Source organism: Phenylobacterium sp. CCH9-H3, from assembly GCF_001557235.1.
Taxonomy (GTDB): Bacteria; Pseudomonadota; Alphaproteobacteria; order Caulobacterales; family Caulobacteraceae; genus Phenylobacterium.
This window is the reverse complement of record NZ_LSJI01000238.1, coordinates 1-4407: the sequence shown is the minus strand read 5'-3', so window position 1 is coordinate 4407 and position 4407 is coordinate 1. Positions and strand designations below refer to the sequence as shown.

The window sequence follows — 4407 nt, the reverse complement described above, 5'->3', positions numbered from 1 at the left end:
TCACCGCGGTGACCGGGCTGACGCTCTCCAGGTTCGGCGACGGAATGCGCGTCCCGGTGACGACCACTTCCGACACCTCGTCGCCGCCGGTCTGGGCCGCAACGGGACTGGCGAAGCCCAACAGGGCCGCGCCACAGATCATCGAAGACGCCAGAAGGCGCTCGCGCGTTCTCTTGATGCTCAAGGTCTAGATCCTCCAGCGGCCGATGGCGTGCGCGCCCGGCCGATCCCCACATGAAAGCCGGCCCCCAGCGCGACCGGAGGACCCGGCCGCGCGCCCGAGCGCCGCTGGAGAAAAACTATTGTCGTGAAGAACCGCCCTTTACTGAATTTCCTTTATCGAATGGATGAAGGCGCTTCATGTGGCCGGGAACAAGCCGGGCTTACTGAGACGGAAGGCGTCGCATTAATTGTCACAAAACCAATGAGATACGCCTCGCCCCATAGGCTGGCCCGGGGTCGATCCGACCCGCATACGCCCGCCTGGCCGGAAAGTCTTTCCTGGAAGAATGTTGCATAAAGAAGACAGAGGCTGACCAGGAGTCCAATTGTCACGACCGCGAGACACATGAAACGTCCTCATGTGAAGTATGACGAGAAGTCGTCATCAAAGTTCTACCTGACGGTCTAAAGTCCTTGCGAGGCAGGATGTAGCCTGTGGCCCCGCTTTCGGATGGACCTCTCATGACCACCCTTGCCTTCGAATTCGCCGCCGGCGCGGCCCCTGTCCGACCCCAAGTCACGCAAGGATCGCCCCGCGTCCTCTGGATCGACGCCGACGCCGAAGCCATCGAGCCCGGCCTGGAAATGCTGCGTCGTCACGGGTTCGACGTCGCCCGCGCCGATTCGGCGGCGGAAGCCCAGCCGACCCTGGACGGCCAGGGCTGCGACCTGGTGATCCTCGAGACGGCCCTGCCGGACGCCGACGGCCTGGCGCTGTGCCGCAAGCTTTCCGAGGCCGAGACCGCCCCCGTTCTGGTCGTCGCCCGCGTCGCCGACACCCTGGACCGCGTGGCGGGGCTCGAGTTCGGGGCCGATGACGTCCTGCCCAAGACCACGCACCCGTTGGAGCTGCTGGCCAAGGTGCGGGCGCTTCTGCGCCGCGCCGCGCGTCAGGCGCGCCACACGGCCCAGGCCACGCTTGAAACCTGGCGGTTCGACGCCGAACTCGGCTACGTGACCGCCCCGTCGGGACGCACGGTGCGGCTGAGCCCCGCCGACGCCGCGCTGCTGCGGGCGCTGGCGGCCCGGCCTGGCGTGGTGCTGCCGCGCGAGGCGCTGGTGGCCTTGCTGCACGGCGAGGGATCGAACACCGGCGGGCGGTCGATCGACGCGCGGGTGGCCCGCCTGCGCCGCACCCTTTCCGCCTGCGACGGCGCCGGCGACATGATCAAGACCCTGCGGGGCGGCGGCTATCTGTTCCAGGCCCAGGTCACCGCGCGGACCGGCCTGGCCGCCTGAGACGCAGACTCAGGCCGGGAGGATGCTCCGCGACAGTTCCGAGATCAGTCCGAATAATTCCGTCGCGTCGACCGGCTTGCGCAGAACGCCGTCCGCGCCGGCGTCGAGATAGCGGTCGATATCCTCCGCCGACACATTGGCCGTGAGCATCCAGATGGGCGTGCGCACCCCGCCCTCGGCGGCGCGGATGGCCCGCACCGCCTCCGGCCCGCTCATGATCGGCATGTTGGCGTCCATGAGCACCAGGTCGAAAGCCGCCGCGCCCCATTCGGCGAGCGCCTGGGCGCCGTCTTCGGCGAAGGTCAGGTCCACACCGGCGCCGTTCAACAGCGCGGCCAGCACGCGCCGGTTGGCGGCGTTGTCCTCGGCCGCCAGCACACGCAGCCGCCGCCCCTCGCCCGCCAGGCCGGCCGGAGACTCGGGCGCCGGGGCATGGCGCGGCGCCCGGAAGGCGAACCAGAAGACCGCGCCGGCCTCTCCATCGCGCAGGCCCGGCGGATCGTCGACACCGACTTCGCCCTCCATGAGCGCGAGGTTCGCCGCGCAGGCCGCCAGGCCCAGCCCGCTGTCGCCGACCATGCGTCCACGCGCGGTCTGATCGAACGCGTCGAAGCTCAGGGCCCGGTCCTGGGGCGACACGCGCGGGCCGGTGTCGCGCACCTCGACGATCACGCCCAGGTCGCCGCCCTGGACGACGCCGGCCAGGCGAAGCGTCACTCGCCCGCCCGCCGGCGTGGCTTTCAGCGCGCTGGAGACCAGGCTGACAAGCGTCTGCTCCAGCTTGGCCGCATCCGCCAGGACGCCGAAGTCCAGCGACGGATCGGCGTCTTCGAACACAAGGTCTACGCCGATCGCCGCCGCGTGACCCCGCCAGACGCCGATCACGGCCTCCGACAGGCGCCGCAGGTCGAACGGCGTCGGCGTCAGGTGCGCGACACCCGCGGCGGCGGCGGCCAGGTCGAGGATCCCGTCCAGCATCCGGCTCAGTTGTTGCCCCCCCTCGACCACGCCCCGAGCCAGTTCGGCCTGGGGCGGGCTCAGCGGTTGGCGGCGCAGCGCCTGGGCGAAGCCGAGCACGGCGTTCAGAGGCGTGCGGATCTCGTGGCTGGCCACCGCGAGCAGCCGGGTCTTTGCGCGCGTGGCCGCCTTGGCCTCCTCGACGGCCTGGCCGAGGGCCAGGTTCTTGCGGACCAAGGCCTGCATCGCCCGCGTCAGCGCCCGGTCGGTCGCCTGCTGGCGCCAGGTGACCATCAGCACCGCCACCACGAAGAGGAGCATGGAGAGGGCGTAGTGGTTGCCTGCCAGCGGCGCGCCCGTTCCGATGGCGATCCACAGCAGGGTGGCCGCGGGCGGCGCGATCCCGATGACATAGCTGACCCGGCTGATGTGCACGCGCAGCGCGGCGAACAGCAGGACGCAGATGGCGAGCAGGGCCGCCTCGACCTGCATCTCGCGTTCGCCGTAGAGCCGGATCTTGACCGCGAGCCAGCAGGCGTTGGCGACCAACAGCAGCATCAGGACGTCCGACTGCCAGCGCAGCCGTCGCGAAGCCGCCGCACGGTCTGGATGGCGCATGGCGATTTCGGTGGCGACCAGCAGCGCGAAATAGAGGCCGAACTCCAGGAGTCCCAGCACGGCCACGCGCCACGGCGTGAAGGCGGCAAGCAGCGCCACGAACGCCCCCACCAAGCCCAGACGGGTCAGGGCGACGGTACGCGAGTACCGCATATAGCCGTCCGGATGCGCGACGTCCGCCGTCGGTTCAAGCATGTTCGTCCCGTCCCCCGATCGGTGGCGGGCACCAAGCATAGGTTGAGGCGAGTCGCACCGCTCCTCGCCCCGAGCGCGAGAAAAGCCGGACCCTAGACGGCGAGAGGCGAACTCCGCCCCGAAAGCGTGGAAAAGCCGTGCGGCGCCCGGCCGAGAGCTTCAGCTCACCCGGGTGACCACCAGCCCGCCGTCACGCGATTCCACGGCCCATTGGCGGTCGGGCGCATGCTTGCGCAGGGTCTTGAAGCAGAGCCGTCGCAAGCTCACGAAGCAGGAGGCGCCGGGTCGGAGGTTCAGCAGGCGCTCGGTGACCGGACCATAGGCTTTGGACATGTCCCCTCGCGACGCTCATTTCATGGTGGGGATGACGAACGCGCTGTCCTCGACGGCGCCCTCGGGCCAGCGGGCGGTGATGGTCTTGGTCTTGGTGTAGAAGCGGACGCCTTCCATGCCGTGCTGGTTGACGTCGCCGAAGGCGCTGCGCTTCCAGCCTCCGAAGGTGTGGTAGGCCACCGGCACCGGAATCGGCACATTGATGCCCACCATGCCCACCTGAACCCGGCTCGCGAACTCGCGGGCGGCGCGGCCGTTGCGGGTGAAGATGGCGACGCCATTTCCGTATTGGTGGGAGGAGGGCAAATCCAGCGCCTCCTCGAAGGTCTCGGCGCGCATGATCTGCAGCACCGGGCCGAAGATCTCCTCGTTGTAGGTCTTCATGCCCTTCTTCACGGCGTCGAACAGCGAGGGGCCGATGAAGAAGCCCTTCTCGTAGCCCTGGAGCGAGAAACCCCGACCGTCGACCACCAGCTCGGCGCCTTCGTCGACGCCGGTCTGGATGTAGTCGCTGATCTTCTGCTTGTGCGCCTGGCTGACCACCGGGCCGTACTGGGCGGCGGCGTCGGTGGAGATCCCGACCTTCAGCGTCTCCAGCTCGGCGAGGACGCGCTCACGCACCTCGTCCGCGGTCTTCTTGCCGACGGGAACGACCACCGGCAGCGCCATGCAGCGTTCGCCGGCCGAGCCGTAGGCGGCGCCGATGATGTCCTTGGTCGCCTGCTCCAGGTCGGCGTCGGGCAGGATGATCCCGTGGTTCTTGGCCCCGCCCATCGCCTGGACGCGCTTACCGGCGGCCGTGCCGCGGCTGTAGACGTAGTGGGCGATGTCCGAGCTGCCGAC

At 69.3% G+C, this 4407-nt stretch carries 5 protein-coding genes; 1 reads left to right on the top strand and 4 read right to left on the bottom strand.

The window, feature by feature from the left end; translation table 11 throughout:
- Nucleotides 1-184: hypothetical protein (locus AX721_RS21015; RefSeq protein ID WP_156467309.1), on the bottom strand; the 184-nt coding region annotated here is incomplete at its 3' end.
- A gap of 500 nt (nt 185-684) precedes the next feature.
- Here AX721_RS21015 and AX721_RS21010 point away from each other — a divergent pair.
- Entirely contained in the window at nt 685-1461 is a 777-nt protein-coding gene (locus tag AX721_RS21010) for a response regulator transcription factor (RefSeq protein WP_068877928.1), read from the top strand.
- Nucleotides 1462-1470: 9 nt separating this feature from the next.
- On the opposite strand, the gene AX721_RS21005 is transcribed toward AX721_RS21010, so the two are convergent.
- From AX721_RS21005 to AX721_RS21000, 3 genes are all read right to left on the bottom strand, one after another.
- The gene (locus AX721_RS21005; RefSeq protein ID WP_068877927.1) at nt 1471-3231 is read right to left on the bottom strand and encodes a response regulator; all 1761 of its coding nucleotides are present in this window, start codon (nt 3229-3231) and stop codon (nt 1471-1473) included.
- Nucleotides 3232-3390: 159 nt separating this feature from the next.
- Entirely contained in the window at nt 3391-3564 is a 174-nt protein-coding gene (locus AX721_RS27560; protein ID WP_156467308.1) for a hypothetical protein, read from the bottom strand.
- Nucleotides 3565-3579: 15 nt separating this feature from the next.
- Nucleotides 3580-4407 (bottom strand): aldehyde dehydrogenase family protein (locus AX721_RS21000; protein WP_156467307.1); only part of this gene is annotated, 828 nt, incomplete at its 5' end.